The sequence below is a fragment of the Arthrobacter jiangjiafuii genome (genome assembly GCF_018622995.1).
Lineage (GTDB): Bacteria > Actinomycetota > Actinomycetes > Actinomycetales > Micrococcaceae > Arthrobacter_B > Arthrobacter_B jiangjiafuii.
Genome location: NZ_CP076022.1, coordinates 1,596,002 through 1,621,791 on the forward strand (window position 1 = coordinate 1,596,002; position 25,790 = coordinate 1,621,791).

Annotated in this window: 22 protein-coding genes; 16 read left to right on the forward strand and 6 right to left on the reverse strand. The window is 65.4% G+C overall.

Annotated features, from left to right (window positions below; translation table 11 throughout):
* Window positions 1-62: 62 nt before the first annotated feature.
* The 3 genes from KKR91_RS07525 to KKR91_RS07535 form a co-directional block, all read right to left on the reverse strand.
* A complete protein-coding gene (locus KKR91_RS07525; protein WP_210231070.1) occupies window positions 63-605 on the reverse strand; it encodes a TetR/AcrR family transcriptional regulator in 543 nt (180 codons plus the stop codon).
* Between the two features lie 73 nt (window positions 606-678).
* Entirely contained in the window at window positions 679-1,902 is a 1,224-nt protein-coding gene (locus KKR91_RS07530; protein ID WP_210231071.1) for a saccharopine dehydrogenase family protein, read from the reverse strand.
* A 43-nt stretch (window positions 1,903-1,945) separates the two neighbouring features.
* Window positions 1,946-3,460: an APC family permease gene (locus KKR91_RS07535; protein WP_210231072.1), complete on the reverse strand. Its 1,515-nt coding sequence runs from the start codon at window positions 3,458-3,460 to the stop codon at window positions 1,946-1,948.
* Between the two features lie 585 nt (window positions 3,461-4,045).
* On the opposite strand from KKR91_RS07535, the gene KKR91_RS17185 reads away from it, so the two are divergent.
* The 3 genes from KKR91_RS17185 to KKR91_RS07550 all read left to right on the forward strand — a co-directional run bounded on the left by KKR91_RS17185 (window position 4,046) and on the right by KKR91_RS07550 (window position 5,823).
* The gene (locus KKR91_RS17185) at window positions 4,046-4,786 is read left to right on the forward strand and encodes a hypothetical protein (protein WP_420481426.1); all 741 of its coding nucleotides are present in this window, start codon (window positions 4,046-4,048) and stop codon (window positions 4,784-4,786) included.
* Window positions 4,774-5,211, forward strand: coding sequence for a hypothetical protein (locus tag KKR91_RS07545; RefSeq protein WP_210231073.1), 438 nt, complete (start codon window positions 4,774-4,776; stop codon window positions 5,209-5,211). The genes KKR91_RS17185 and KKR91_RS07545 overlap by 13 nt, the downstream gene beginning before the upstream one ends.
* A 174-nt stretch (window positions 5,212-5,385) precedes the next feature.
* Complete coding sequence (locus tag KKR91_RS07550; protein WP_210231074.1) at window positions 5,386-5,823, forward strand: hypothetical protein; 438 nt, start codon at window positions 5,386-5,388, stop codon at window positions 5,821-5,823.
* Window positions 5,824-6,107: 284 nt separating this feature from the next.
* Here KKR91_RS07550 and KKR91_RS07555 read toward each other — a convergent pair whose 3' ends face one another.
* Window positions 6,108-6,380, reverse strand: a complete 273-nt coding sequence (locus tag KKR91_RS07555; protein ID WP_210231075.1) for a hypothetical protein — start codon at window positions 6,378-6,380, stop codon at window positions 6,108-6,110.
* Between the two features lie 289 nt (window positions 6,381-6,669).
* Here KKR91_RS07555 and KKR91_RS07560 point away from each other — a divergent pair, with 289 nt between their 5' ends.
* Entirely contained in the window at window positions 6,670-7,692 is a 1,023-nt protein-coding gene (locus KKR91_RS07560) for a DUF808 domain-containing protein (RefSeq protein WP_210231076.1), read from the forward strand.
* A 134-nt stretch (window positions 7,693-7,826) separates the two neighbouring features.
* Here KKR91_RS07560 and KKR91_RS07565 read toward each other — a convergent pair whose 3' ends face one another.
* Window positions 7,827-8,471: a TIGR03085 family metal-binding protein gene (locus tag KKR91_RS07565; RefSeq protein ID WP_210231077.1), complete on the reverse strand. Its 645-nt coding sequence runs from the start codon at window positions 8,469-8,471 to the stop codon at window positions 7,827-7,829.
* An 89-nt stretch (window positions 8,472-8,560) separates the two neighbouring features.
* Here KKR91_RS07565 and hisI point away from each other — a divergent pair, with 89 nt between their 5' ends.
* From hisI to KKR91_RS07615, 10 genes are all read left to right on the forward strand, one after another.
* A complete protein-coding gene (hisI, locus tag KKR91_RS07570; protein WP_210231078.1) occupies window positions 8,561-8,956 on the forward strand; it encodes a phosphoribosyl-AMP cyclohydrolase in 396 nt (131 codons plus the stop codon).
* A gap of 72 nt (window positions 8,957-9,028) precedes the next feature.
* Complete coding sequence (locus tag KKR91_RS07575; RefSeq protein ID WP_210231079.1) at window positions 9,029-10,621, forward strand: anthranilate synthase component I; 1,593 nt, start codon at window positions 9,029-9,031, stop codon at window positions 10,619-10,621.
* Entirely contained in the window at window positions 10,618-11,304 is a 687-nt protein-coding gene (locus tag KKR91_RS07580) for a Trp biosynthesis-associated membrane protein (RefSeq protein ID WP_237687534.1), read from the forward strand. Before KKR91_RS07575 ends, KKR91_RS07580 begins: the two co-directional genes overlap by 4 nt.
* Window positions 11,305-11,419: 115 nt before the next feature.
* Window positions 11,420-11,713, forward strand: a complete 294-nt coding sequence (locus KKR91_RS07585; protein ID WP_210231080.1) for an HGxxPAAW family protein — start codon at window positions 11,420-11,422, stop codon at window positions 11,711-11,713.
* Window positions 11,714-12,547: an indole-3-glycerol phosphate synthase TrpC gene (trpC, locus tag KKR91_RS07590; protein WP_210231081.1), complete on the forward strand. Its 834-nt coding sequence runs from the start codon at window positions 11,714-11,716 to the stop codon at window positions 12,545-12,547.
* A 66-nt stretch (window positions 12,548-12,613) separates the two neighbouring features.
* Window positions 12,614-14,053, forward strand: a complete 1,440-nt coding sequence (gene trpB / locus KKR91_RS07595; protein ID WP_237687535.1) for a tryptophan synthase subunit beta — start codon at window positions 12,614-12,616, stop codon at window positions 14,051-14,053.
* Window positions 14,050-14,859, forward strand: a complete 810-nt coding sequence (trpA, locus tag KKR91_RS07600; RefSeq protein ID WP_237687536.1) for a tryptophan synthase subunit alpha — start codon at window positions 14,050-14,052, stop codon at window positions 14,857-14,859. Before trpB ends, trpA begins: the two co-directional genes overlap by 4 nt.
* Window positions 14,859-15,899, forward strand: a complete 1,041-nt coding sequence (lgt, locus tag KKR91_RS07605) for a prolipoprotein diacylglyceryl transferase (protein ID WP_210231082.1) — start codon at window positions 14,859-14,861, stop codon at window positions 15,897-15,899. The genes trpA and lgt overlap by 1 nt, the downstream gene beginning before the upstream one ends.
* Window positions 15,900-16,087: 188 nt before the next feature.
* Window positions 16,088-20,677, forward strand: coding sequence for a glutamate synthase large subunit (gene gltB, locus KKR91_RS07610; RefSeq protein WP_210231083.1), 4,590 nt, complete (start codon window positions 16,088-16,090; stop codon window positions 20,675-20,677).
* A complete protein-coding gene (locus KKR91_RS07615; RefSeq protein ID WP_210231084.1) occupies window positions 20,670-22,127 on the forward strand; it encodes a glutamate synthase subunit beta in 1,458 nt (485 codons plus the stop codon). The genes gltB and KKR91_RS07615 overlap by 8 nt, the downstream gene beginning before the upstream one ends.
* Before the next feature lie 42 nt (window positions 22,128-22,169).
* On the opposite strand, the gene KKR91_RS07620 is transcribed toward KKR91_RS07615, so the two are convergent.
* Window positions 22,170-22,799, reverse strand: coding sequence for a TetR family transcriptional regulator (locus KKR91_RS07620; protein ID WP_210231085.1), 630 nt, complete (start codon window positions 22,797-22,799; stop codon window positions 22,170-22,172).
* 116 nt (window positions 22,800-22,915) lie between these two features.
* Here KKR91_RS07620 and KKR91_RS07625 point away from each other — a divergent pair, with 116 nt between their 5' ends.
* Complete coding sequence (locus KKR91_RS07625) at window positions 22,916-24,121, forward strand: NADH:flavin oxidoreductase (protein ID WP_210231086.1); 1,206 nt, start codon at window positions 22,916-22,918, stop codon at window positions 24,119-24,121.
* 91 nt (window positions 24,122-24,212) lie between these two features.
* A complete protein-coding gene (gene pyk, locus KKR91_RS07630) occupies window positions 24,213-25,724 on the forward strand; it encodes a pyruvate kinase (RefSeq protein ID WP_210231087.1) in 1,512 nt (503 codons plus the stop codon).
* The last annotated feature ends 66 nt before the right edge of the window (window positions 25,725-25,790 follow it).

The window sequence follows — 25,790 nt, forward strand, 5'->3', positions numbered from 1 at the left end:
CTGGCTATAACAGACAAAGGGCGCCCCACCGATCCGGTGGGGCGCCCTTTTCCCGTGGCCGTTCAGCTGGCGGTTTGACGGTTCTGCAATAGGGGGACCAATTCGTCCAGGGTGTTGGCCGTGACGAATCCGTCGCGTTCACCACGGGTGATGTCCTGGTGGTAGCTCAGGCCGTCACCGGCGAGCAGGGCGAGTTTTGCCAGCGCCGGATCGCCCAGGGCCTCCAGCAGGACGGCGTACCACTGGTCCCGGCCGGACCTCAGCGCCTGGGCGGCTTCTTCATGCCCGCGCTGGGCCAGGCGGGTGGCAGCCACAACCATGCGTTCCAGGGACGATGAGTCGTCCAGTGACGACGCCAGGTAGTAGTGCACTGCCTGTTTGGGGTCGTGTGCCATGGCAGCCACATCCTCAGCGATGAGGGTGCGCAGGCGGCTGACCAGTCCATCGTCCAAGGCTTGCCGCGACGGAAAATGGTGCAGCAGCCCTGCCTTCGACAGTCCGCTGAGCCGGGCGGTTGCGTCGATGGTGGCTTCAGCGGTTCCGTGCTCGGAAAGCAACTCCACATAGGCGTCGATGATCTTGTCCTGCTTGGTACCTGTGGTCATTAACTGGTTCTCCGGGAAAGAAAGCGGCGGCGCACCCATCCGTATCGGATGACGTGCGCCGCGCGCTCAGGGTTTACTTCTCGACGATACCCCACGCGGAACCGTATCCGGCGGGCTCCTCGGCGGCCAGGAGTTCAAGGAAAGGCTTGGCATCGAAGGCCTCCGGACCCAGTACGCCGGCACCCTTCCAGGTGCCGTTGGCCAGCAGTTCCAGAGCGACAACCGGGTTGATGGCGGTCTGCCACACCACGGCCTGCGAATCGTCGCGCTTCATCGTCTCCTCATTGTCGACGACGTGGTACAGGTACAACGATCCCTTCGTCCCGTCCTTGCGGGTACCGGTCACCAGGACGCCGGCACACGTCTTGCCCTTCATGAGCGGCCCCAGGGTGGCGGGATCAGGCAGGCAGGCGGCGACGACGTCGCGCGGGGAAACCTGCTGGCCGCGCACCGTCACGGGCTCGGTCGAGTCCAGTCCCAGCTTGTGCAGGGTCCGGAGCACCTCGATGAACTCGTTGCCCAGGCCGTACTTGAAGTCCACCCGCTTGGCGTCGATCCAGCGGGGCATCAGGGTGACTTCCTCATGCTCCACGTTCACGCACTCGACTTCGCCAATGCCTTCGGGGAACTCGAAGGTAATCGGGTCCGAGAACGGCTCGGCGGCAAACCAGCCGCCCTTGTCCTTATCGAAGAGCACCGGGGGATTCAGGCATTCCTCGATGGTGGTCCAGATCGAGAAGGAAGGGGCAAACTCGTAGCCCTCCACCGTCAGGTTGGCCCCGTCGCGGACGCTGAGCTCCTCGATTTCGCTGAACAGCTCGTCGGCGGCGTAGCGGGCCAGAACATCGGAAAGACCCGGCTCAACGCCCATGCCCACCAGGGCCAGCTGCCCGTCCTGCTCCCACTGATCGGCCACGGCGAACTGATCGTCGCCGAGCTTGATGTTGGTCTTGGTGAAGGGCTCTTCGGCGTGGCGGACGGAGAGGCTCATGGCCATGTCCAGGTAGGTGACGCCGGCAGTCTTGCAGGCGTTGAAGATCGGCATGACGAAGCGCGGATCCACGGCGTTGAGCACGTGGGTTGCTCCGCTGGCGCGGATGAGTTCAACCACGCTGTCCTCGTTGGAGGCGTCAACCTGCGCTGCAGTGTAGCGGGCGTCCCCGATGGCCCGGATCAGTGTTTCCGGGCGGGCCGGATCGTAATCCGCGATGGTCATCCGGTCGAAGAACGGACGGCGGGAGGCGATGCGGGCGGCAGCGGAACCGACGCCGCCGGCGCCGAGAATGAGGATATGCATGATGATTCGCTTTCAATAGATGGTGGTGCTGAGGGGGGTCTGTCTAGTGTTCGGGGACCAGCACTGGGGTGGCCTCATTGAGTGAGCGGCCCTCGAAGTAGTCGCGGGCAGCGGGCCGACGTGACCACAGGGCCATGACGAGGAAGCCTGCTGCGAGGGAGCCGACGCCCATCACGAAGGTGCCGCTGGTTCCCAGGACGGTGGTGGTGCCGTATTCCGGATCGAGCATGCTGACTGCGGAGTACAGGAACACTCCGGTCATCATGAGTCCGCCGATCAGCGGCAGCGCGAAGCGCATCAGGATGTTCCGTGCCGAGGAGAACAGGCTGGAGCGGAAGTACCAGATGCAGGCGAAGGACGTGATCGCGTAGTACATGGCCACCGCCAGCGAGGTGCTTTCGATGGTGTCGGCCAGGATGTCTCCGGAGATGATCGTCATTCCCACGTAGAACACCAGGGACGCGGCTCCGGTGAACAACGTGGAATAGCTGGGCGTTTTGTAGAGGGCGCTGATGGTGGAAAAGCGTTTGGGCAATGCCCCGTAGACACCCATGGCCAAGGTGCCGCGGGCCGTGGGCAGAATCGTCGTCTGGCATGTGGCCAGGGCCGAAACCGCGACGGCGAAGACCAGCAGCCAGCCCCAGGACCCGAGGGCGTCAATGCGCAGTGCGAAGAACACGTCCTCGGCGCCGTCCGGGTTGGCCAGCCCCTTGCCTTCGGTCCCCACTCCGGCAAACATCATGGCCAGCACGGTGATGCCGATGTAGGTCACCAGCAGCATGACGGTGGACAGCAGCGCAGCGAATCCCGGTGTGGTGCGCGGGTTCTTTGTTTCTTCGGCCAGGGCAAGGCAGGTGTCCCATCCCCAGTAGATGAAGATGGCAATCAGTACGGCCTGCATGAATCCGGCTGGATTATCCGATGCGAAGGGATTGAACCAGTCCCAGGAGAACTGCAGGCCCAGGACCGGAGCCGCCCCGATGGCGAAGTACAGACCAATGCAAAAGGCGATGATCGCCGCATACTGCAGGGCCATCAGCAGGTACTGTGCCCAGGCGCCGGTTTCGACGTTGCGGTAAGAGACCCAGGTCATTGCCACAATAATGACGGCGCCAAAAGCCGTAACCAGAAACTTGTTCTCGGCAATCGAGCCGTCTCCGATGAGGAGCAGGAGGTATTTGGAAGCCACCTCTGTCTGGCTGGCCATCACGATCACCCCGGCCACCATGACACCCCAGCCGGCCATCCAGCCGGTACGCGGGCCGAAGGCCTTTGCAGCCCAGGTGAACGCGGTGCCGCTGTCCGGGATCGCCGTGTTCAGCTCGCGGTAGGCGAAGGCCGTCAGGCACATCGGGATGAACGCGGCAATCAGTGCTGCCGGCGCTTGGGCGCCGGCGGCCATCACGATGAACCCCAGCGTGGCAGCCAGTGAATAGAGCGGCGCGGTGGAGGCCAGACCGATCACGGTCGAGGGGAACAACCCCAGCTTCCCCGAGGCCAGCCCTTTGCCGCTGTGTTCCAGCGAAGTGGCTGGCCGGCTTTGCGTGGAACTTCCCATTGATCCCCCATGTCTAAATCCATTGTGGTGGTGCACCGACCAACTGGTTGGTCGGGACTCATCATGACAAGGCAGGGAAGGTGAGTCAAATCACACCGATTGGCGGGCGAATGTGACGGGGCGCGGGGGAGGAGAAGGGAGTGTCAACACAGATGCGGCCCCCTGCAGCGCAGGTGCCAGCCGACGCCCCGTTCCAAAGTCCCGTCAGGCACGGTGGAAGCCGAATAGCAGCCATCAGTTGAGCGACGGGGAGAAAACAAGCGGCAGAAAAGGCCAAGCGAAGGGGGCAGGCGTTTCACCACCGGAAAAGACAACGGCGAATCCATTTCGGAAGTCGCCGGAGCAATTGCGGAAAGACCGGGTGTGACTGTGGACCAGGATTCCCGCCTTCCTCCTGCCGTTGTCGATGATGTTGGTCGGCCCGTCGATCGTTGGGACCTACGACAAGAGCCACCAAATGAGACTCGACTGCACTGTGACGGATGCGGTAGCGGTAGCGGAAAGATCATCCGGAAGTGCTCGTGGTTCTTCTCAGCGCGACCGGGTGATCATCCAGACCGCGGACTGCGGGAAGCTGGCGCCGAAGTGTCCGTGCTGTCCCAATCGCTGAACAAGCAGGACGGCGGCCTGCGCTTTGGTGCCGAGCATTACTACGCCTCCAGCGACGCCGAGACATTCACGAAGCCGGCCAGCACCTTCGACCTGATCATCAACACGGTCAGCGCGCTGATCGCGGGACCGGTGGCTGGCAAGGCAAGTGTCCTGGTCTCCAAGGCAGTGGGAAATGTCGGGTCGCGCGCTGCCGTGTCCAATGTGGCTGCACAAGCCGGCGCCAGACTGAGCCAGGCAGCATCCCACATCCACCCTGCAGTCGGGAACTACGTGACACAACTACCAGGGCGCCAGATCGTGACGGATATCGTCTCGGACAGTACGGTTGACGCCTTGGCCAATACGGCGACGCACGGCCTGACCACCGACGAGCACAATCTTCGGGGCTACCTTGGCGCGTTTGTTGAAGGTGGGACCAGCGCGGGCCTAAGCGTACCGGCGCGTCAGATGCTGCCGTCCTCCGGCGCTTTCGCTCAGGGCACGGAACATATCGTGGCTGCTGGGACGTCCATGGTTGGTTCCTATGTTGGAAATGAGGCATCCGGTGAAAAGCAGGATGCGTTGGAACTCCTCTTCACTGGCGGCACCAGTGCCGTTGGGTCGCACTTCTCTGCCCCGGGCGGGTCTGCGTTCATGGACCATCATGGGGAGGCTATTCTTGAGAATGGCGAACAAATAGCCGAGCAGAACGGACTGTTGCCGTGGGCGAAGTAAATGATGACGGCGGAGAAGCCGGTACCGATGTTAAAGGCGCGCCGGCTCGACTAACCGAGCAGGATCTGCTGCTGGGCAAGCGAGCGGCGAAAATTATGGGCGCCCTTTATCTGGTCGGTTTCTTGATATGCTTGGTGATTGCGGTTTACGTATTCCAGAGTGTTCCGCTCGACACCCGGATGCCTTATCAGGGAAGGTACAGTCACAGCGGGCGGGGTATTCCGATGCCTGCTGCCATGGCGGTAATGGTAATAGTTCTCTTCCTGTCTTGGAAGGGAACGCGAGGGCCTACGGCGAATCACATGCGTAGATGGGAGCGAATCGGCCTGTTCATCGTCGGGCCGATAATTATTCTGGGTTGTATTTACGGGCAGTGTCTTTTTGCGGAAGCGATCCTGGTGGAAGGCGGAGCCCGCCCCAGCTGACGGTCCGCATGAGTGGCTTTGTCGCTGCAGTCCGTGTCCCCGTCTTCACCGGAGCCATGAGTAAGAGCAACGCCCCGGACAATAGGCCGGGGCGTTGCTCTTACTCATCGACCATCTTGGGGAGGCTATTCTTGAGAATGGCGAACAAATAGCCGAGCAGAACGGATTCTTGCTGTGGGCAAAGTAAATGATGACGGCGGAAAAGCCGGTACCGATGTTAAAGGCGCGCCGGCTCGACTAACCGAGCAGGATCTGCTGCTGGGCAAGCGAGCGGCGAAAATTATGGGCACCCTTTATCTGGTCGGTTTCTTGATATGCCTGGTGATTGCGGTTTACGTATTCCAGAGTGTTCCTCTCGACACCCGGATGCCTTATCAGGGAAGGTACAGTCACAGCGGGCGGGGTATTCCGATGCCTGTTGCCATGGCGGTAATGGTAATAGTTCTCTTCCTGTCCTGGAAGGGAACGCGGCGCCCTACGGCGAATCACATGCGTAGATGGGAGCGAACCGGTCTGTTCATCGTCGGGCCGATAATTATTCTGGGTTGTATTTACGGGCAGTGCATTTTTGCGGAAGCGATCCTGGCGGAAGGCGGAGCCCTCCCCAGCTGACGGTCCGCATGAGTGGCTTTGTCGCTGCAGTCCGTGTCCCCGTCTTCACCGCTCCGGGGCATAGAGGATCTCGAAGCGCGAAGTCTGCAGTCCAGTTAGCCGATCTTCACCAGGAACTCATTGGGATCTTCCTGGTTGAACTGCGCAACGATCATGCTCGAGTTGTTCGCATGTTCAACCGGCATCTGCAGGATCGCCTCAGCGGTGACCGAGAAACCGGGCTCGGCGGGTCCTGCCTTGGACTCATCCGGCTTAAGCGTCGAAACGTCGTTGAATGTCGTGAGTTACCTGTTGTCGGTATCGAAGGCGTCGTTCCAGTTTTTGTTTACGACCTTGAAACTGGTTCCACCCTCTGCCGGTTCATCGCCGTTGTATGTCCACGTCACCGTAAGGATCACCCAGGTATTGCCGGGATCCGGGGCAACCTTCGAAATAATGCTGTCCGTAGCTGCTATCTCTGCGTTGGCGTCCAGATCGATGCTGTCGATGGTCATGGCCCAGTCGCCGTCGACCATTTCTTCGCCAATGCTGTAGGGATTCGCAAGTGTTCCCTTCACATTGAAGATCGGCAGTGACTAACAAGATGAGCCATAGTGTGGAGATTGGCGGTACGTCCGAGTCCCGCGGCGTCCATTACTGAGTGGATGAACCACGCCGGGGGACGGCAGATGCGCGAGCTCACCCAGGCGTGGCTAAGGATGCAGGCCTGTGACGAGGCCTGCCGGCCATGGATGAACTGCGGCGAGGGGGCACAGCAGGCCTATATAATTTCGACATGCCAGTTTCACGCCTCGAGGGCGTCCACTATGAACACCTCCCCGTCCCACCCCAGCGCGGAGGCGTTCTGTGAGCGGCGGGCTTGTTGCCCTGCTGGACGACGTCGCTGCCCTGGCACGCATAGCCGCAGCCTCCGTTGACGACATCGCTGCCGGAGCCGCGAAAGCAGGAGCGAAGGCCGCCGGCGTCGTCATTGATGATGCCGCGGTGACCCCGCAGTACGTGTCAGGAGCTGACCCGTCGCGCGAATTGCCCATGATCAAGCGCATCTTCTGGGGCTCGCTCCGGAACAAGCTGCTGATCATCCTGCCGGCACTGCTGCTGATCAGCGCCTTCATCCCCGTCGTAATCCCCTTCATTCTTATGCTCGGCGGCACGTACCTCTGCTACGAGGGTGCGGAGAAGGTCTGGCACAAGTTCTTCGGCCACCACGAGGACAAGGAGGCACCGGCGGTAGAGCGGGGGCCCGACGCCGAGTCCAAGGTGGTCAAGGGAGCCATCACCACCGACTTCATCCTGTCCTGCGAGATCATGGTCATCTCCATGAACGAAGTGGGCGATGCGTCCATCTGGGTCCGGGCGGTCATCCTCGTGGTCGTGGCCATTGCGATCACCATCCTCGTGTACGGGGCGGTGGGGCTGATCGTCAAAATGGACGACATCGGCCTGCATCTGGCCAAGAAAGAATCGGCAGGTTCTCAGCGCCTCGGCGGACTCCTGGTGAAGGGCATGCCCGCCGTGCTGGCAGCCATCACCTTGGTCGGAACCGTCGCCATGCTGTGGGTGGGCGGGCACATCATGCTCGTCGGTGCCTCCGACCTCGGCTGGCACGCACCGTACGACCTGGTCCACGCCCTTGAACATCCGGTAGCCGGTATTGCGGTTGTGGGCGGTTTCCTCGGCTGGCTCGTCAACACGCTCTGCTCGGCCGTCGTCGGACTTGCCTGGGGCCTGGTGGTCATGGCGATCCTGCACCCGCTGATGAAGGTCCTGCCGTTCGGTAAGAAGAAGGACCGGCACGAAACCGGTGACGCCGGGGCGGCGTCCGCCGGAGAGCGTCCGCAGAAACCGGACACCGATCCCGCCGGCTAACGCCGGGCCCCCTCCCTATGAACCAAAAGACCCCGCTTCCCTTCGTTTTCAAGGGAAGCGGGGTCTTCTCATCCAACGGTGACGGGGGATGTGGCGCTCCACTGTCCAGTGGGGGCGCCCTTCGCGGTGGCTGGCTAGAGCCCGATATCGGCGCTTTCCAGAAGCGCGACGGCGTCGGGCTGGCCCTCGAACATGACCAGGGCCTGCTTGGTACGGCCGTGGGCGTGCATCAGCAGCTCACCCGGCTCGCCGATGATGGCCACAGAAACCGGAGCGCGCTTGGCGACATGGCGGGGACCGTCCGGCCGGACCAGGACAATGCCCAGATCCACGCCTCGGTACAGCAGGGCGGCACGCTTGATCAAGTCTGCCCACAGTGCGTCGGAATAATCCGCATCCAGGGCGCGGGGAGCCCAGCGGTCTCCGGCGCGGCGCACGTCTTCGGTGTGGATGAAGTACTCGGTGAGATTGGCGCTGTTGTCCACGGCCTTGATGCTCATGGGGGACAGACGCGGCGGCCCGGAGCGGAAAGCGCTGACCAGCTTGGCGTAGCCCTCGGTGGTGGACGCCTTCTGCGCCGTCTCCTCCATGGCCTTGTCCGTCTTGGCCGCGAAGGGCTTCAGGAAAAAGCCCAGGGCAGCGGCGGGCTTGTGCTCCCGGAGATACAGGTGGGCGGCCAGGTCTTTGGTCTGCCAGCCTTCGCACAAAGTAGGCGCTTGAGGACCGGCCGCAAGCAACGTTTCGGCCAGGACTTCACGGGAGGGTTGTACAAATCGCATCACTGCTGAAACTAGCACGTTAAGCGCCGATCTGCGCGGGTGACAGGCCCATGGGGTGCGCCGCAGTCCGAGCCACTAGAATCGATACGATGTCTTCCCTAAACTCACCCTCCGAATTCCCGCAGGCACCGGGCCTGGACCCGGCGATCAGCGCCGCCCTGAAACGCGACGACGCCGGCTTGGTGGCCGCCGTCGTACAGCAGCATGACACCGGCGAGGTGCTGATGCTCGGCTGGATGGACGACGAAGCACTGCACCGCACGCTGACCACCGGCCGGGTGACCTTCTGGTCCCGCTCCCGGCAGGAATACTGGCGCAAGGGGGATACCTCCGGCCATGTCCAGTGGGTCAAGTCTGTGGCCCTGGACTGCGACGGCGATGCCCTGCTGGTCCGCGTGGACCAGGTGGGCGCTGCCTGCCACACCGGAACCCACACCTGCTTTGACGGCCGTGACCTGCCGGTCCTGACGCAGCAGGCGTCCTGACCCAAGGCGCCGTGAGCCTTTCGTAAAACCCCTGCCCGACCCCAGCGCCGACCCGGAAAGAAGCCCATAGACATGCAGGATCTTGGAGTAATCCGCCCCGGCCTGGAGGAATTCCGGGCCCTGGCCGCCGAGCACCGCGTGGTGCCGGTGCAGCTGAGCGTGCTCGCCGACGCCCACACCCCGATCGGGATCTACCGCAAGCTCACAGCCGGCGCCCCCGGTACGTTCCTGATGGAATCCGCAGCCGCGGGCGGTGTCTGGTCGCGCTACTCCTTCATCGGCGCGTCCTCCCGCGCCACCCTCACCACGCACGACGGCGAAACCCACTGGCTCGGCGAGCCGCCGGCCGGGGTGCCGCTGGAGGGGAATCCGGTGCAGGCCATGGCCCGCACCATTGAGCTGCTGCAGACCGAACGCCTCGAGGGAATGCCGCCGTTCACCTCCGGCCTGGTCGGCTTTGTCGGCTGGGACACCGTGCGCCGCTGGGAGAAACTGCCCAACCCGCCCGCCGATGACCTGGACCTGCCGGAACTGGCCATGAACCTGGTCTCGGACATGGCTATCCATGACAACTCCAACGGCACCGTGATGCTGGTGGCCAACGCCATCAACTTCGACGGCTCCAATGAACGGGTCGATGAGGCCTGGCACGACGCCGTCGCCCGCGTTGAATCCATGCTGCAGCGGCTGGCCGAGCCCACCCCGCAGCCGGTGTCGGTACTCGCCGGCGGGACCGTGGACCTCACCACGCTGACCGACGGGGTCAAGGAATCCTGGCCCAAGCCCGAATACACGAAGGCCGTGCAGCGCGGCAAGGAGGCCATCGTGGACGGGGAAGTGTTCCAGGTGGTCATTTCCCGGCGCTTCGAAATGGAATGCGAAGCCTCGCCGCTGGACGTCTACCGGGTGCTGCGCAACACCAACCCGAGCCCGTACATGTACCTGTTCAATTTCGAGGACTCACGCGGGAACCCGTTCGCCGTCGTGGGCTCCTCACCCGAAGCCCTGGTCACGGTCACCGGCAGCGAAGCCATCACCCATCCGATCGCCGGCTCCCGGCCCCGCGGAAAGACGCAGGAGGCGGACCGCGCCCTGGCCGAGGAACTGCTGGCGGATGAGAAGGAACGCGCCGAACACCTGATGCTGGTGGACCTGGCCCGCAACGACCTGTCCAAGGTCTGCGTGCCCGGCAGCGTGGACGTCACCCAGTTCATGGAAGTGGAGCGCTTCAGCCACATCATGCACCTGGTCTCCACCGTCGTCGGCGAACTCTCCCCGCAGCACAGCGCCTACGACGTCCTCGCCGCCACCTTCCCGGCCGGCACCCTCTCCGGTGCGCCCAAGCCCCGCGCCCTGCGCCTGCTGGACGAACTGGAACCGCACCGGCGCGGCATCTACGGCGGCGTGATCGGCTACCTCGACTTCGCCGGGGACATGGACATGGCCATCGCCATCCGCTCCGCGCTGCTGCGCGACGGCAAGGCCTTTGTGCAGGCAGGCGGCGGAATCGTCGCCGACTCCGATCTGGAAGCCGAAGCGCAGGAAACGGTCAACAAGGCGGCGGCCCCGCTGCGCGCGGCACTGATCGCCAAGAGCCTGGAAGCCGTCTCCGGCGAGAACCCCACACTCCACAACCCAAACCCAGAGCAGGAAGTACTGCAGTGAGCACACCCACCAAGAGGTGGCAGCGCAAGGGAATCGTCATCATGGCAGCGGTGCTCTTCGGCATCGCGGCCTTTGCCTCCACCACGCGCACCTGGCTGAACGTCCAGCTGCCCGCCACGGCCGTCCAGACCCCGGACCTGGCCGTCTCCGGTTCCGATGCCGCCACCGCGGTCACCGCCTTTGCCGTTGTCGCCATCACCGCCGCACTGGCAGCGTCCATTGCCGGCCCGATTGCCCGCTGGATCGTCAGCGTCATCCTGCTGGTGGCCGGCGTAGGCGTTGTCGCGGCCAGCTACACCGTCATCAGTGATCCGCTGCAGGGCGCTGCCGGCGCCATCGGCCAGGCCATCGGGGTCAGCGGCTCCACCGACACCGTGGTGACCCTGACCGTCATGCCGTGGCTCGCCCTGGCTGCCGGCATCCTGATCGCCCTGGGCGGGATCTGGATGGCGCTGGCCAGCCGCAGCTGGACGTCCTCCCGCCGCTACGCCCCGGCTCCCGCGCCGGCGGACGCCGGAACCACTGCCGACGGGAGTGCCCCCGCCGGTCCGCCGGCGGGGGAGGGCGCGACGACGGCGCCGGCGCCGGGTTCATCAGCCGCTGACGAGGGTGAGGCTCCGGTTGACGACATTGACAGCTGGGACCGGCTCACGCGCGGGGATGACCCCACCACGTACCGCTGACACCTGCTTCAAGCGTCCGAAGCCCCGATGCCCGGCGCACTGAAGTGCAACATGTGAAAGAGTTTCCGCCAGTCAATGGCAGAATGGAAACAGATTCGTTTAGAGGAGAATTACCATGGGCTCAAACGCCACTGAAACCAACGTTGACACCAAGCCGGAGAACCAGGCCGAGGTCCACGCCAGCATCCACGATGAAACCATCGGCCACGGCAACACCCCCGCCGCCTGGACCTGCGTCCTGATCATGATCGTGGGCGCCGGCATCTCCAGCTGGGGCTACATCGTAGCCAGCGTGCTCTGGTTCTGCATCGGCCTGGGCGTCATGGCCGCTGGCCTGCTGGTCGGCTTCATCCTGCGGAAGGCCGGCTACGGCGTAGGCGGCTCGAAGCTCTCCAACAACGGTCACTAAATGAGCGTTCTGGACGACATCGTCGCCGGCGTGGCAGAGGATCTCGAGGCACGCCGGCGCACGGTACCGCTGGAGCAGATGCGCCAGCGTGCCCGCGCGGCCGCTCCTGCCCTGGATGCCTTTGCCGCGCTCGGCGGCGGTGACGCCCGGGAGGACACTCTGCGCGTCATCGCCGAGGTCAAGCGCAGCAGCCCCTCCAAGGGTGCCCTTGCCGAGATCACGGATCCGGCGTCGCTGGCGTCCAGCTACGAAAACGGCGGAGCAGCTGTGATCAGCGTGCTCACCGAAGAGCGCCGCTTCGGCGGCTCGCTGGCAGACTTCGACGCCGTCCGTGCCGCAGTGGACATCCCCTTGCTGCGCAAGGACTTCACCGTGGACGAATACCAGATCTGGGAAGCCCGCGCACACGGAGCCGACCTGGTGCTGCTGATCGTGGCAGCCCTGGACGACACCCGGCTGCAGGATTTCCTAGACCTCACCCACGAACTGGGCATGAACGCCCTCGTGGAAACACACACGGCCGAGGAAATCGACCGTGCCGTGGCCGTGGGCGCCAAAATCATCGGCGTCAACGTGCGGAACCTGAAAACCCTCGACGTTGACCGTTCGGTCTTCGCGTCGCTGGCATCCAGCATCCCCGCCAGCGCGGTTGTCGTGGCCGAATCAGGTGTCCGCGACGCGGCCGACGTCGGGCACTACGCCTCCGAGGGTGCCAATGCCGTCCTCGTCGGCGAGGCACTGGTGCGGCACAACGATCCCGCTGCCACCATCGCCGAGTTCACCCGCACCGGTGCCCAGGCGCTGGCCGCCCGGCGCGTCCACGGCAAAGGCTGAGAGAACCGCAACAATTCCTTGTCCGGGCCCCGCCGCCCGGACCACAGCAGGACAGGAACCAGCTCCATGACCGGGAATCCGGAACAGACAGGCGCAGCACAGTCCGCAGGCAAGACCACTGCCGACCGCCACGCCGCAGCCAGCCCCACCGATACCGCTCCCGCGGAGGCCGCCCGGCGTGCCGCCGCCGGCACGGTTACCGAGGAGGTGGCAGACGCGTTCCTGAACACCCACGGCTCGCTGCGCCACGCCCCCGGTCCCTATTTCGGTGAATACGGCGGCCGATGGATGCCCGAATCCCTGATTGCTGCCCTCGACGAGCTGGAAGACACCTTCGAGAAGGCCAAGGCCGACCCCAAGTTCCGCGCCCAGATCGCTGAGCTGAACAAGAACTACTCCGGCCGTCCGTCCCTGCTCACCGAGGCCAAACGCTTCTCCGAGCATGCCGGCGGGGTGCGGATCTTCCTCAAGCGCGAAGACCTGAACCACACCGGTTCGCACAAGATCAATAACGTCCTGGGCCAGGCCCTGCTGGCCAAGCGGATGGGCAAGACCCGGATCATCGCTGAAACCGGTGCCGGCCAGCACGGCGTGGCCAGTGCCACCGCCGCCGCCCTGCTCGGCCTGGAATGCGTGGTCTACATGGGCGCCGAAGACTGCCGCCGGCAGGCCCTCAACGTCGCCCGGATGGAACTGCTCGGCGCCACGGTGATTCCCGTGACGCACGGCTCGCAGACCCTCAAGGACGCGATCAACGAGGCGCTGCGGGACTGGGTCGCCAACGTGGACAACACCCACTACCTGCTCGGCACCGCCGCCGGCGCGCACCCGTTCCCGGCCATGGTCCGCTTCTTCCACGAAGTCATCGGCGAAGAGGCCCGCGCCCAGATGCTGGAACAGGCAGGACGGCTGCCCGACGCCGTCTGCGCCTGCATTGGCGGCGGCTCCAACGCCATCGGCATCTTCCACGGCTTCCTCGACGACCCCGAGGTGAAGATCTACGGCTTCGAGGCCGGGGGCGACGGCGTCGAAACCGGCCGCCACGCCGCCACCATCACCCTCGGGCGGCCCGGCGTGCTGCACGGCGCCCGGTCCTACCTGATGCAGGACGAAGACGGCCAGACGGTCGAATCGCACTCGATTTCCGCCGGCCTGGACTACCCGGGCGTTGGCCCGGAGCACTCCTACCTCTCCGACATCGGCCGGGTCTCCTACGAACCCATCACCGACACCGAAGCCATGGACGCCTTCCGCCTGCTTTGCCGCACCGAGGGCATCATCCCGGCGATCGAGTCGGCGCACGCGCTGGCCGGCGCCATCAAGGTGGGCCAGCGGCTTGCCGCCGAGGCCGGCACCGACGGGAACCAGGACGCCTCGCAGAAGATCGTGCTGGTGAACCTCTCCGGCCGCGGCGACAAGGACGTAGCCACCGCCGCGGAATGGTTCAACCTGCTGGATGAAAAGTCCGCAGAAGCAGAAATCGCCAAAGAAGGGGAGCAGCTGTGAGCACGGCTATCCAGAGCGCCAGCAAGTCCGCCGCAGCCATTGACCGGGCCGCCGCAGACGGCCGCGCCGCGCTGATCGGTTACCTGCCCGCGGGATTCCCCTCGGTCCAGGAAACCATCGACGCCGGCATCGCCCTGGCAGAGAACGGCGCCGACCTCATTGAAATCGGTATCCCCTACTCGGACCCGGTGATGGACGGCCACGTCATCCAGGCCGCCACCACCGAGGCCCTGGCCAACGGCTTCCGCGTGGCCGAGGTGTTCGACGTCGTCGCCGGCATTACCGCCGCCACCGACGCCGCAGTGCTGGTGATGACCTATTGGAACCCCGTGGTGCGCATGGGCGTCGATGAATTCTCCCGCCGCCTGGCCGAAGCCGGGGGAGCGGGCCTGATCACTCCGGACCTCATCCCCGACGAGGCCTCCGAATGGATGGCTGCCTCGGACAAGTACGGCCTGGACCGGGTCTTCCTGGTGGCACCGTCCTCCACCGAGGAGCGCATGAAGAGCACCGTCGCGGCCAGCCGCGGCTTCGTCTACGCGGTGTCCATCATGGGCGTCACCGGGGCGCGCAGTTCCGTGAGCACCGCCGCCAAGGACGTGGTCTCCGCCGCCCGCGCCGCCGGTGCCCAGCGCGTCTGCGTCGGCCTGGGTGTCTCCAACTCCGGGCATGTCCAGGAGATCGGCGCGTACGCCGACGGCGTGATCGTGGGCACCGCACTGGTGGCCGCACTGCGCGACGGCGGCGTTCGCGCAGTGGCCGACCTAACCCGAGAACTCAGCACCGGAACCCGGAAGAGCAACTAATGAACCTGATGTCCGTGACGGCCCCGGCCAGCATCCCCAGCCCGCCCGCGGACTTCAGCAGCATCTCGCTGGGACCGCTCACCATCCACGCCTACGCGCTGTGCATCCTGGCCGGCATCATCCTGGCCCTGTGGATGACCTCCGTGCGCTGGAAGCGCCGCGGACTGCCCGAAGAGGCGGTCTGGGACATCTCCATCTGGGCCATTCCGTTCGGCATCATCGGCGGCCGGCTCTACCACGTGATCTCCTCACCGGACGCATACTTCGGCGCCAACGGCGACCTGTCGCTCATTCCCCAGATCTGGCGCGGCGGGCTGGGTATCTGGGGTGCGGTGGCCCTCGGTGCCGTGGGCGCCTGGATCGGCTGCCGGCGCGCGGGCATCAAGCTTTCCACCTACGCCGACGTCGGAGTCCCGGGGCTGCTGCTGGCGCAGGCTGTGGGCCGCTGGGGCAACTGGTTCAACCAGGAGCTCTTTGGCGCCCCCACCGACGTGCCGTGGGGCCTGGAAATCGACGCCAACAACGCCAACTTCCCGGACGGAACCGCACCGGGCACGCTCTTCCACCCCACCTTCCTCTACGAGTCGCTGTGGTGCCTGGCCGGGGTAGTCCTGCTGCTGGCCCTGGACAAGCGGTTCAAGCTGCGCGGTGGGCGGCTGTTCTGGATCTACGCCGCTTTCTACACCCTTGGCCGGCTCTGGATCGAAATCCTGCGCATCGACGACGCCGAAATGGTTACGCTCTTCGGCGTCACACAACGGCTCAATGTCTGGACCAGTGTCCTGCTCTTTGTCATCTCCATCGGCATGTTCATATTCCTGACAATCCGGGCCAAGAAGGATACAAACACGTCCCTTTACCTGCCCGGCCGGGAACCTGAGGCTGAAACCGGACCGACGCCCGAAGATCACAGGAACGAAACAGATGAGCAGAATTCGGCTCCGGTATCATCTGCGTCACAGCCGCGTGCTAATCTCGCAGAGACAAAAAACGAGGACGTCAATCCTCGCAAGCCCGGTACTCCGGGTACTGCCAAGTAGCACCGGCCGGGTTACCCTCCCGGCGGGTGCTCATGCCACGTAGATGTGGCAGCCCGAAGAGCCGGCACGGGGACAACCCGGCGCCCCTCTTCGTGAAGTACTGAAGTACACCGCGGAACGTTCCTCTCGTCCGCCGTGGGGCCAGCGCCGTCCCCTCCCACCGCTCGATCAGGGGGAAGGACTCTCTCATGACTGAACTGTTTCCGCCCGGCGGAGATTCCGCCGTTTCGCCGTTCACCCGCTTTGCCGCGTTTCCGCCGGACTCCGGGCTGTACCGTGCCGAGAACGAAAAAGACGCCTGCGGCCTTGCCGTCATCGCCACACTGCGCGGAGAACCGGGCCACGACATTGTCGACGCTGCCCTGACCGCACTGCGCAACCTTGAACACCGCGGGGCCGTGGGCGCCGATGAAGGCACCGGCGACGGCGCCGGCCTGCTCACCCAGGTCCCCGACGAATTCTTCCGGGCCGTCACCGGCTTCGAACTGCCCGCCCCCGGCACATACGCCGTCGGCACCGCCTTCCTGCCCACCGAGGGCCGGGAACAGGACACCGCCCGCGCCGGCGTGGAGGCCATCGCCGAATCCGAGGGCCTGACCGTCCTGGGCTGGCGCGAGGTGCCGATCGTCGCCGACCTGGTCGGCGCCATGTCCCGGGCCTGCATGCCGTACTTCGTCCAGGTCTTCCTGGCACCGGCCGACGGCGACGCCTCCGACCTGGACGCCCGCGCCTTCCGCGTGCGGAAGCGCTCCCAGAACAAGTTCGGCGTGTACTTCCCCTCGCTGTCCTCCAAGACCATGGTCTACAAGGGCATGCTCACCACCGCGCAGCTGGAGCCGTTCTATCCGGACCTGTCCGACCCGCGGTTCAAGACCCGGCTGGGCATTGTGCACTCCCGCTTCTCCACCAACACCTTCCCGTCCTGGCCGCTGGCCCAGCCGTTCCGCGCCATCGCCCACAACGGCGAGATCAACACGGTCAAGGGCAACCGCAACTGGATGCGCGCACGGCAGTCCCAGCTGAAGAACCCGCTGCTGGGGGAGACCCCGGAAGAGCTGTACCCGATCTGCACCCCTGGCGCGTCCGACTCGGCATCCTTCGACGAGGTCGCCGAGCTGCTGATGCTCTCGGGCCGGCCGATCACCCACGCCATCATGATGATGATCCCCGAGGCCTGGGAAAACCACGCCACCATGGATCCGGCCCGCCGCGCCTTCTACCAGTACCACTCCATGCTGATGGAGCCGTGGGACGGACCCGCCGCGGTGTCCTTCACCGACGGCACCCAGGTCGGAGCGGTCCTGGACCGCAACGGCCTGCGCCCGGCCCGCTACTGGGTGATGGAAGACGGCCTGGTGGTGCTCGCCTCCGAGGTGGGCGTGGTGGACATCGACCCCGCGAAGGTGGTCCGCAAGGGCCGCGTCTCCCCGGGCAAGATGTTCCTGGTCGACACCGAGGCCGGCCGCCTCATCGAAGACGCCGAAATCAAGGCCGAAATGGCCGCCGCGAATCCGTGGGCGGACTGGGTGAAGGAAAACCAGGTCTCCCTGGAGGAACTGCCCGAGCGCGAACACGTGCTGCACACCAAGGCCTCCATCAACCGGCGCCAGCGGACCTTCGGCTACACGCAGGAGGAACTGCGCATCCTGCTCGGCCCGATGGCCCGCACCGGCGCCGAACCCCTGGGCGCCATGGGCTCGGACACCCCGATTGCCGTGCTGTCCCAGCGCCCGCGGCTGCTCTTTGACTACTTTGTGCAGTCCTTCGCGCAGGTCACCAACCCGCCGCTGGATTCCATCCGCGAGGAACTGGTCACCTCCATGCGCGCCTCCATCGGTCCGGTGGGGAACCTGCTGGCCACCGGCCAGGTGCGCAACCACCAGATCGCCCTGAACTTCCCGGTGATCAACAACGACCAGCTCGCCAAGATCAGCAAGCTGACCAACGCCGACGGCGAGAAGGTCTCGCTGAAGGTCCGCGGCCTGTACCGGCCGCAGGGCGGCGAGGCGGAACTGCGCGCCCGGATCGCGGAAATCTGCGAGAAGGTCTCCGGCGCCGTGAACCGCGGGGTCGAGTACATCGTGCTCTCGGACCGCGACTCCACTGCGCAGTGGGCGCCGATCCCGTCGCTGCTGCTGCTCTCCGCCGTGCACCACCACCTGCTCAAGAGCGCCAACCGCACCAAGATCTCGCTGCTGGTCGAAGCCGGCGACGTCCGCGAGGTGCACCACGTCGCCGTGCTGATGGGTTACGGCGCCTCCGCCGTGAACCCGTACCTGGCGATGGAGAGCTGCGAGGAACTGGTCCGCAACGGCGACATCACCGGCGTCAGCCGTGAAGAGGCCGTGGCCAACCTGATCAAGGGCCTGGGCAAGGGCGTCCTGAAGATCATGTCCAAGATGGGCATCTCCACCGTGGCCTCCTACTGCGGCGCCCAGACCTTCGAAGCCCTGGGCCTGGGCCAGGAGCTGGTGGACGAGTTCTTCCACGGCACCCAGTCCCAGCTCGGCGGCGTCGGCCTGGATGTCATTGCCGCCGAAGCCGCCGCCCGGCACGCCAGTGCCTACCCCGACGACGAAATCGAGGATCCGCACCGGCCGCTGGAAAACGGCGGCGAATACCAGTGGCGCCGCGAAGGCCCGCCGCACCTGTTCAACCCCGAAACCGTGTTCCGGCTGCAGCACGCCACCCGCGAACGCCGCTACGACGTGTTCAAGGCCTACACCAACGGCGTGGATGACCAGTCCAAGTCGCTGATGACCCTGCGCGGCCTGCTCGAATTCAACACCGCCGGCCGCACCCCGGTGCCGATCGACGAGGTGGAGCCGGTCTCCAGCATCGTCAAGCGCTTCTCCACCGGCGCGATGAGCTACGGCTCCATCTCGCAGGAGGCGCACGAGACCCTGGCCATCGCCATGAACCGGCTGGGCGCCAAGTCCAATACCGGCGAGGGCGGCGAGGATGTGGAGCGGCTGCTCGATCCCGAACGCCGTTCGGCGATCAAGCAGGTCGCCTCCGGGCGCTTCGGTGTCACCAGTCTGTACCTGACCAACGCCGACGACATCCAGATCAAGATGGCCCAGGGCGCCAAGCCCGGCGAGGGCGGCCAGCTGATGGCGCAGAAGGTTTACCCGTGGGTGGCCCGCACCCGGCACTCCACGCCCGGCGTCGGACTCATTTCCCCGCCGCCGCACCACGACATCTACTCCATCGAGGACCTCGCCCAGCTGATCTACGACCTGAAGCGCTCGAATCCCAGCGCCCGGGTCCACGTCAAGCTGGTCTCCGAGGCCGGAATCGGCACCGTGGCCGCCGGCGTGACCAAGGCCAAGGCCGACGTCGTGCTCGTTTCCGGGCACGACGGCGGCACCGGCGCCTCGCCGCTGAACTCGCTCAAGCACGCCGGCGCCCCGTGGGAACTCGGCCTGGCCGAAACCCAGCAGACACTGATGCTCAACGGCCTGCGCGACCGCGTGGTGGTGCAGGTGGACGGGCAGCTCAAGACCGGGCGCGACGTCGTGATCGCCGCGCTGCTTGGCGGCGAGGAGTTCGGTTTCGCCACCGCTCCGCTGGTGGTTTCGGGCTGCATCATGATGCGCGTCTGCCACCTGGACACCTGTCCGGTCGGCGTGGCGACGCAGAACCCCGAACTGCGGGCCCGGTTCTCCGGCAAGCCCGAGTTCGTGGTGAACTTCTTCGAGTTCATTGCCGAGGAGATCCGCGAAATCCTGGCCGAACTCGGGTTCCGGAGCCTGGAAGAGGCCATCGGCCACACCGAACTGCTGGACACCAAGGCGGCGATCGAGCATTGGAAGGCCGACGGCCTGGACCTGGAACCGATCCTGCGCGGGCCCGACGTCGTCGAGGCAGGCGCACCAATGCGCAACATGGTGCCGCAGAACCACGACCTGGACTCGCACTTCGATAACAAGCTGATCGAAATGAGCGCCGACGCGCTGTCCAACCGGAACCCGGTGCGCATCACCCTGGACGTGGTGAACACCGACCGCTCGGTGGGCACCATGCTGGGGCACACCGTGACCAAGACGTTCGGCGTCGACACCCTGGCCACCGACACCATCGACGTGACCCTCACCGGCCAGGCCGGACAGTCCCTCGGCGCGTTCCTGCCGGCCGGCATCACGCTGCGCCTGCTCGGGGACTCCAACGACTACGTGGGCAAGGGCCTGTCCGGCGGCCGGATCACGGTCCGCCCGGACCGCGCCAACGTGTTCGACGCCGCGCGGAACGTCATTGCCGGCAACGTGATCGGTTACGGCGCCACCAGCGGCGAGATGTTCCTGCGCGGCCAGGTGGGCGAACGCTTCCTGGTCCGCAACTCCGGGGCCACCGCCGTCGTCGAAGGCATCGGCGACCACGGCTGCGAGTACATGACCGGGGGACAGGCACTGATCCTGGGCCCCACCGGCCGCAACTTCGGCGCCGGCATGTCCGGCGGCACCGCCTACCTGCTGGACCTCAAGCCAGAGCGGATGAACAAGGACGCGCTGGAGAAGGGCGAACTGCGCCTGGAACCGCTGGACGCCGAGGACGCCGACATTGTCCGCGGCCTGCTGGTGCAGCACGTCGAAGAGACCGAATCCGCGCTGGCCGCCGCCCTGCTGGAGGATTTCGACGCAACTGCCCGCCGCATGACCAAAGTGCTGCCGCGTGACTACGCAGCGGTGCTGGATGCCCGCGCTTCCGCCGCCGAAGCGGGTCTTGACCCCGACGGCGCCGAAGCCTGGACCCGAATCTTGGAGGTAACCGGTGGCTGACCCACGCGGATTCTTGAAAGTACGCGAACGCCAGACCCAGCCGCGCCGGCCCGTACCCGTGCGCATCATGGACTGGAAAGAGGTCTACGAGGCCCAGGAAAAGGGTGTCCTGAAGGAACAGGCCGGACGCTGCATGGACTGCGGCATTCCGTTCTGCCACCAGGGCTGCCCGCTGGGGAACCTGATTCCGGAATGGAATGACCTGATGTACCGGCACAAGGGCCGCGAGGCCATTGAACGGCTGCACGCCACCAACAACTTCCCGGAGTTCACCGGACGGCTGTGCCCGGCTCCCTGCGAAGCCTCCTGCGTGCTGGGCATCAACCAGCCCGCGGTGACCATCAAGCAGGTTGAGGTTTCGATCATCGACCAGGCCTTCGACGAGAACTGGGTGACCCCGCACGCCCCCGAGCGGCTCACGGACAAGACGATCGCCGTCGTCGGCTCCGGACCGGCCGGCCTGGCCGTCGCCCAGCAGCTCACCCGCGCCGGACACACCGTGGCGGTCTATGAGCGTGACGACAAGATCGGCGGGCTGCTCCGCTACGGCATCCCCGACTTCAAGATGGAAAAGCTGCAGGTGGACCGCCGGCTGGACCAGATGCGCGCCGAGGGCACCCGGTTCCGCACCGGTGTCGAAGTGGGCCGGGACATCAGCTGGGAGCAGCTGCGGCGCCGGTATGACGCCGTCGTCGTCGCCACCGGCTCCACCGTTCCGCGCGACCTGCCGATCCCCGGCCGCGAGCTGGATGGCGTGCATTTCGCCATGGAATACCTGGTGCAGGCCAACCGCGTCGTGGCCGGCGAGCAGGTCAAGCGGCAGATCAACGCCGAGGGCAAGCACGTGATCATCCTCGGCGGCGGCGACACCGGCGCCGACTGCCTGGGCACCGCCCACCGCCAGCAGGCCGCGTCGGTGACCACGCTGGCGATCGGCAAGCAGCCGCCGGCCGAGCGCGCCGCGCACCAGCCGTGGCCGATGTACCCGACGCTGTTCGAAACCGCCAGCGCACACGAGGAAGGCGGGGAGCGGACCTACCTCGCGTCCACCGTGGAGTTCGTGGGGGAGAACGGGAAGCTGACCGGGGTGAAGATCGCCGAGACCGAGTTCGTGGACGGCCGGCGCGTGCCCAAGGCAGGCACCGAACGCGTGCTGCCGGCGGACCTGGTCTTCCTGGCCCTGGGCTTCACCGGCCCGGAACCGGCCGGGCTGGCCGAGCAGGTACAGGCCGAGTTCGACGAGCGCACCAACGTGGTCCGTGACGGCTACTACATGACAAAAACCCCCGGTGTCTTTGCCGCCGGGGATGCCGGCCGCGGGCAGTCCCTGATCGTGTGGGCGATCGCCGAGGGGCGGGCCTGCGCGGCGGCCGTGGACCAGTGGCTGATGGGCTCCACCCGCCTGCCCGCTCCGGTGGCGCCGAGCGACCGGGCGATTACGCCGCTGTAGGGGCAGGCCTGCAGGTGTTGTGACCAGGCGCCCCCGCCCCGGTCAGCAGTGCCCGGTTTCCCGGCCCCGGTTCCCCTCATCGAGGGCTTCGAGGGCCCGGGCTGTCAGCGCCTGCAGACCGGCCGTGTCATCGCCCATCCAAAGATCCATGGCGACGGCTGAGGCCGCCCAGGTGACCGCCACCTGCACCCGTGCCGTCAGCGGGTCTGTGTCTCCCGTGTGCGAGAGATAGTGGGCGGTGACTTCGGCCAGCATGGAATCGGCGTGTTCGGCGGAGCTGGCCCGCAGGCCGCGGTCCTCGGACATGAGGTGGTGCAGCATCCGGAAATATGTCCGCCGGGACTCGAAATCCGCCGCGGCCTGCAGCAGCGCCCGGCGCAGTGCGTCCCAGGGCCCGCCGTCTGTGCAGCGGGCGTGGAAATCGTCCAGCATCCCGTCCAACGCCAGCCGCGAGTTGTGGAAGAGGGCGGCATCCTTGGTGTCGAAGTAGCGGAAGAAGGTGCTGCGCGAAACACCGGCCGCGTCCACGATCTGATCCACGGTCACTGCGGCAAAGCCCTGTTCCGCGAATAGCCGTTGGGCCGTGTCCACCAGAAGCGCCTGAACCTGTGCCTTCTTGCGTTCCCGCAGCCCCGCGGGCGGACGGCTAGGGCACGACACGGTCTTGGGCACGGTTGATCCTGACGATCGGAGAGCTAGAGTTTCTGAAACTGGGTGTCACTTTTACCCCGCAGTGGCAATGAGGCTGTCTGCGGGATCCGGCTTCCCAGCCTACAAGGAGTCTTCGCATGCCTGTTGATATCACTCTTGGTACCCGTCCGCCCGTTCCCTCGCCGCTGTCGCCGGCAAGCATCGGACCCGTCCAGCTGCGCAACCGCATCATCAAGGCAGCAACGTCCGAAGGCCGGTCGCCCGACGGGCTTGTTACCCAGGACCTGATCGATTTCCATGTTGGCTTTGCCCGGGGCGGGGTGGGTATGACCACCGTCGCGTACTGCGCCGTCGGCCAGGAAGGCCGAAGCGCGCCGGGGCAGATCATCATGTCCGCCGAGGCCGTTCCGGGACTGCTGCGCCTCACGGATGCGGTGCATGCTGAGGGTGCAGCCATTTCGGCCCAGCTGGGCCACGCCGGCGTCGTAGCCAGCCGTGCCGTCACCGGCGTCGCCGCACTCTCGCCGAGTACCTTCGTCAACCCCACCTCGTTCCAGCTCTGCAAGGAGATCAGCCGGAGTCAGATGCGCGACGTCGTCGACCAGTTCCGTGACGCAGCGATCATCGCCGCCGACGCCGGGTTCGATGCCGTCGAGCTCCACTTCGGGCATCTGTACCTGCCCAGCTCATTCATGAGCCCTTGGATGAACAAGCGCAGGGACGAGTATGGAGGCAGTATTGAGAACCGCACCCGGTTTGCCCGGGAGATCGCCGGGGCGGTGAAGAATGCTGTCGGGGACAGGGTCGCCGTGATGGCGAAGATGAGCATGGATGACGGCATCAAGGGCAGTATCTGGCTCGACGAATCGCTGCAGTCGGCGCAGTTGCTGGACTCGGACAACGTGCTGGACGCCATAGAGCTGACCATGGGTTCTTCCGTGAAGAAGCAGATGTTCCTCTTCCGCGGTGACGTTCCGGTGGACGGAATGGCAGCGGTCATGAAGGAACCATTCAAGACCGGAGTGAAGGTCCTCGGCAAAAAGATCCTGGGGGAGTACCCGTACTACGACCTGTACATGCTTGAGGCCGCCCGGCAATTCCGGCCTGTCGTGCGCAATGCCAAGTTGATCCTGCTGGGCGGGATCAACAACATGGCCCATTTGGAGACCGCCATGGCAGAGGGATTCGAGTTCGCCGCCATGGGCCGGGCGCTGCTGCGCGAGCCGGACCTGATCAACCGGCTGGCTGAAGACTCGACCAAGCCCGGGCTCTGTATCCACTGCAACAAGTGCATGTTCACCGTCTACGGCCAGACCCACTGTGTGCTGGCAGAAGCCGTGTGAGAGAAAAAACACGGGCCGTAGTCTCCTTCATAGTCGGATGCTGCGGCCCGTCTCCATGCGCAATCGAGGCAGGGCGACTAGGCTGGAGTATATGAGACGCGCAAAAATTGTGGCCACTTTTGGCCCCGCAATCAACAGCTATGAAAACACCCTCGCGGTTCTGCGCGCAGGCGTGGACGTGGCCCGCATGAACATGAGCCACGGCGATCACGATGTGCACAAGTCGGTCTACGACAACGTGCGCCGTGCTTCCGAGGAACTTGGCAAGCCCGTCGGCATCTTCGCCGACCTGCAGGGCCCCAAGATCCGCCTGGGCCGTTTCATGGACGGTCCGCATTTCCTGAACAAGGGTGACGTCTTCACGATCACCATTGAGGACGTGCCCGGCACCAAGGACATTGTCTCCACCACGCACACCGGCCTGCCGAACGACGTCAACGTGGGGGACACCCTGCTCATTGACGACGGAAAGGTTGCCGTTCGCTGCACCGCCGTGGACGACGTCAAGGTTGTCACGGAAGTAACGGTTCCCGGCGCCGTGTCCAACAACAAGGGCCTGAACCTCCCGGGCGTTGCCGTGAGCGTTCCCGCCATGAGCGACAAAGACGAGGCCGACCTCCGCTGGGCGATCCGCACCGGCGTGGACATGGTTGCCCTGTCCTTCGTCCGCAATGCCGTCGACGTCCGCCGCGTCCACGAGATCATGGACGAGGAAGGCCGCCGCGTGCCGGTCATCGCCAAGATCGAGAAGCCGCAGGCCGTTGCAGCCATCGAGGAAATCATCGACGCGTTTGACGCGATCATGGTTGCCCGCGGCGATCTCGGCGTCGAACTGCCGCTGGAAGACGTCCCCCTGGTCCAGAAGAACGCCATTGAGCTGGCCCGCCGCTGGGCGAAGCCGGTCATCGTGGCCACCCAGGTCCTGGAATCCATGATCGAAAGCCCGCGCCCCACCCGCGCCGAGGCTTCCGACTGCGCCAACGCCGTCCTTGATGGTGCCGACGCCGTGATGCTCTCGGGCGAAACCTCAGTGGGTAAGTACCCGATCGAAACCGTGACCACCATGGCCCGGATCATCGAGTCCACCGAAGAGCACGGCCTGAACCGCGTGCCGGCCCTGGGCTCCAAGCCGCGCACCCGCGGCGGCGCCATTACCCGTGCAGCCGTGGAAATTGCCGACCAGCTGGATGCGAAGTTCGTCTGTACCTTCACCCAGTCCGGCGACTCCGCCCGCCGGCTTTCCCGCCTGCGCCCGAAGAAGCCGGTCCTGGCCTTCACCCCGGTGGAGCAGACCTACCGCTACATGAGCCTCTTCTGGGGAATCCAGCCGATGCTGGTCGAGTTCGCGGAGAACACCGACCAGATGACCGCCCAGGTGGACCGCACCCTGTTCGAGAACGACCTCGTGGAGCTGGACGACCTGGTGGTCATCGCCGCCGGTTCGCCTCCCGGACAGGCCGGATCCACCAACTCCATCAAGGTCCACAAGGTGGGGGATATCGCCGACGCCGGCCAGCGCCTTGAGGGGCAGATGCGGGTCAAGGAGAAGGTTGGCCCGTGGCCGATCAAGAGCGCCAACAAGGGCAAGGCCAAACCCATCTAAACCGGGTTTTTCCGGTGCGCTGAACCTGCGCACCACAGTCCTCGCGACATGAAGCTGCCCGGCCGG

Coding starts and splice junctions, on each gene's coding strand:
- KKR91_RS07585 (WP_210231080.1), top strand. CDS start 11,420: ATGGGCTCAAACGCCACTGAAACCAACGTTGACACCAAGCCGGAGAAC.
- trpC (WP_210231081.1), top strand. CDS start 11,714: ATGAGCGTTCTGGACGACATCGTCGCCGGCGTGGCAGAGGATCTCGAG.
- pyk (WP_210231087.1), top strand. CDS start 24,213: ATGAGACGCGCAAAAATTGTGGCCACTTTTGGCCCCGCAATCAACAGC.
- KKR91_RS07530 (WP_210231071.1), bottom strand. CDS start 1,902: ATGCATATCCTCATTCTCGGCGCCGGCGGCGTCGGTTCCGCTGCCGCC.
- lgt (WP_210231082.1), top strand. CDS start 14,859: ATGAACCTGATGTCCGTGACGGCCCCGGCCAGCATCCCCAGCCCGCCC.
- KKR91_RS07565 (WP_210231077.1), bottom strand. CDS start 8,471: ATGCGATTTGTACAACCCTCCCGTGAAGTCCTGGCCGAAACGTTGCTT.
- trpB (WP_237687535.1), top strand. CDS start 12,614: ATGACCGGGAATCCGGAACAGACAGGCGCAGCACAGTCCGCAGGCAAG.
- gltB (WP_210231083.1), top strand. CDS start 16,088: ATGACTGAACTGTTTCCGCCCGGCGGAGATTCCGCCGTTTCGCCGTTC.
- KKR91_RS07625 (WP_210231086.1), top strand. CDS start 22,916: ATGCCTGTTGATATCACTCTTGGTACCCGTCCGCCCGTTCCCTCGCCG.
- KKR91_RS07535 (WP_210231072.1), bottom strand. CDS start 3,460: ATGGGAAGTTCCACGCAAAGCCGGCCAGCCACTTCGCTGGAACACAGC.
- KKR91_RS07575 (WP_210231079.1), top strand. CDS start 9,029: ATGCAGGATCTTGGAGTAATCCGCCCCGGCCTGGAGGAATTCCGGGCC.
- hisI (WP_210231078.1), top strand. CDS start 8,561: ATGTCTTCCCTAAACTCACCCTCCGAATTCCCGCAGGCACCGGGCCTG.
- KKR91_RS07525 (WP_210231070.1), bottom strand. CDS start 605: ATGACCACAGGTACCAAGCAGGACAAGATCATCGACGCCTATGTGGAG.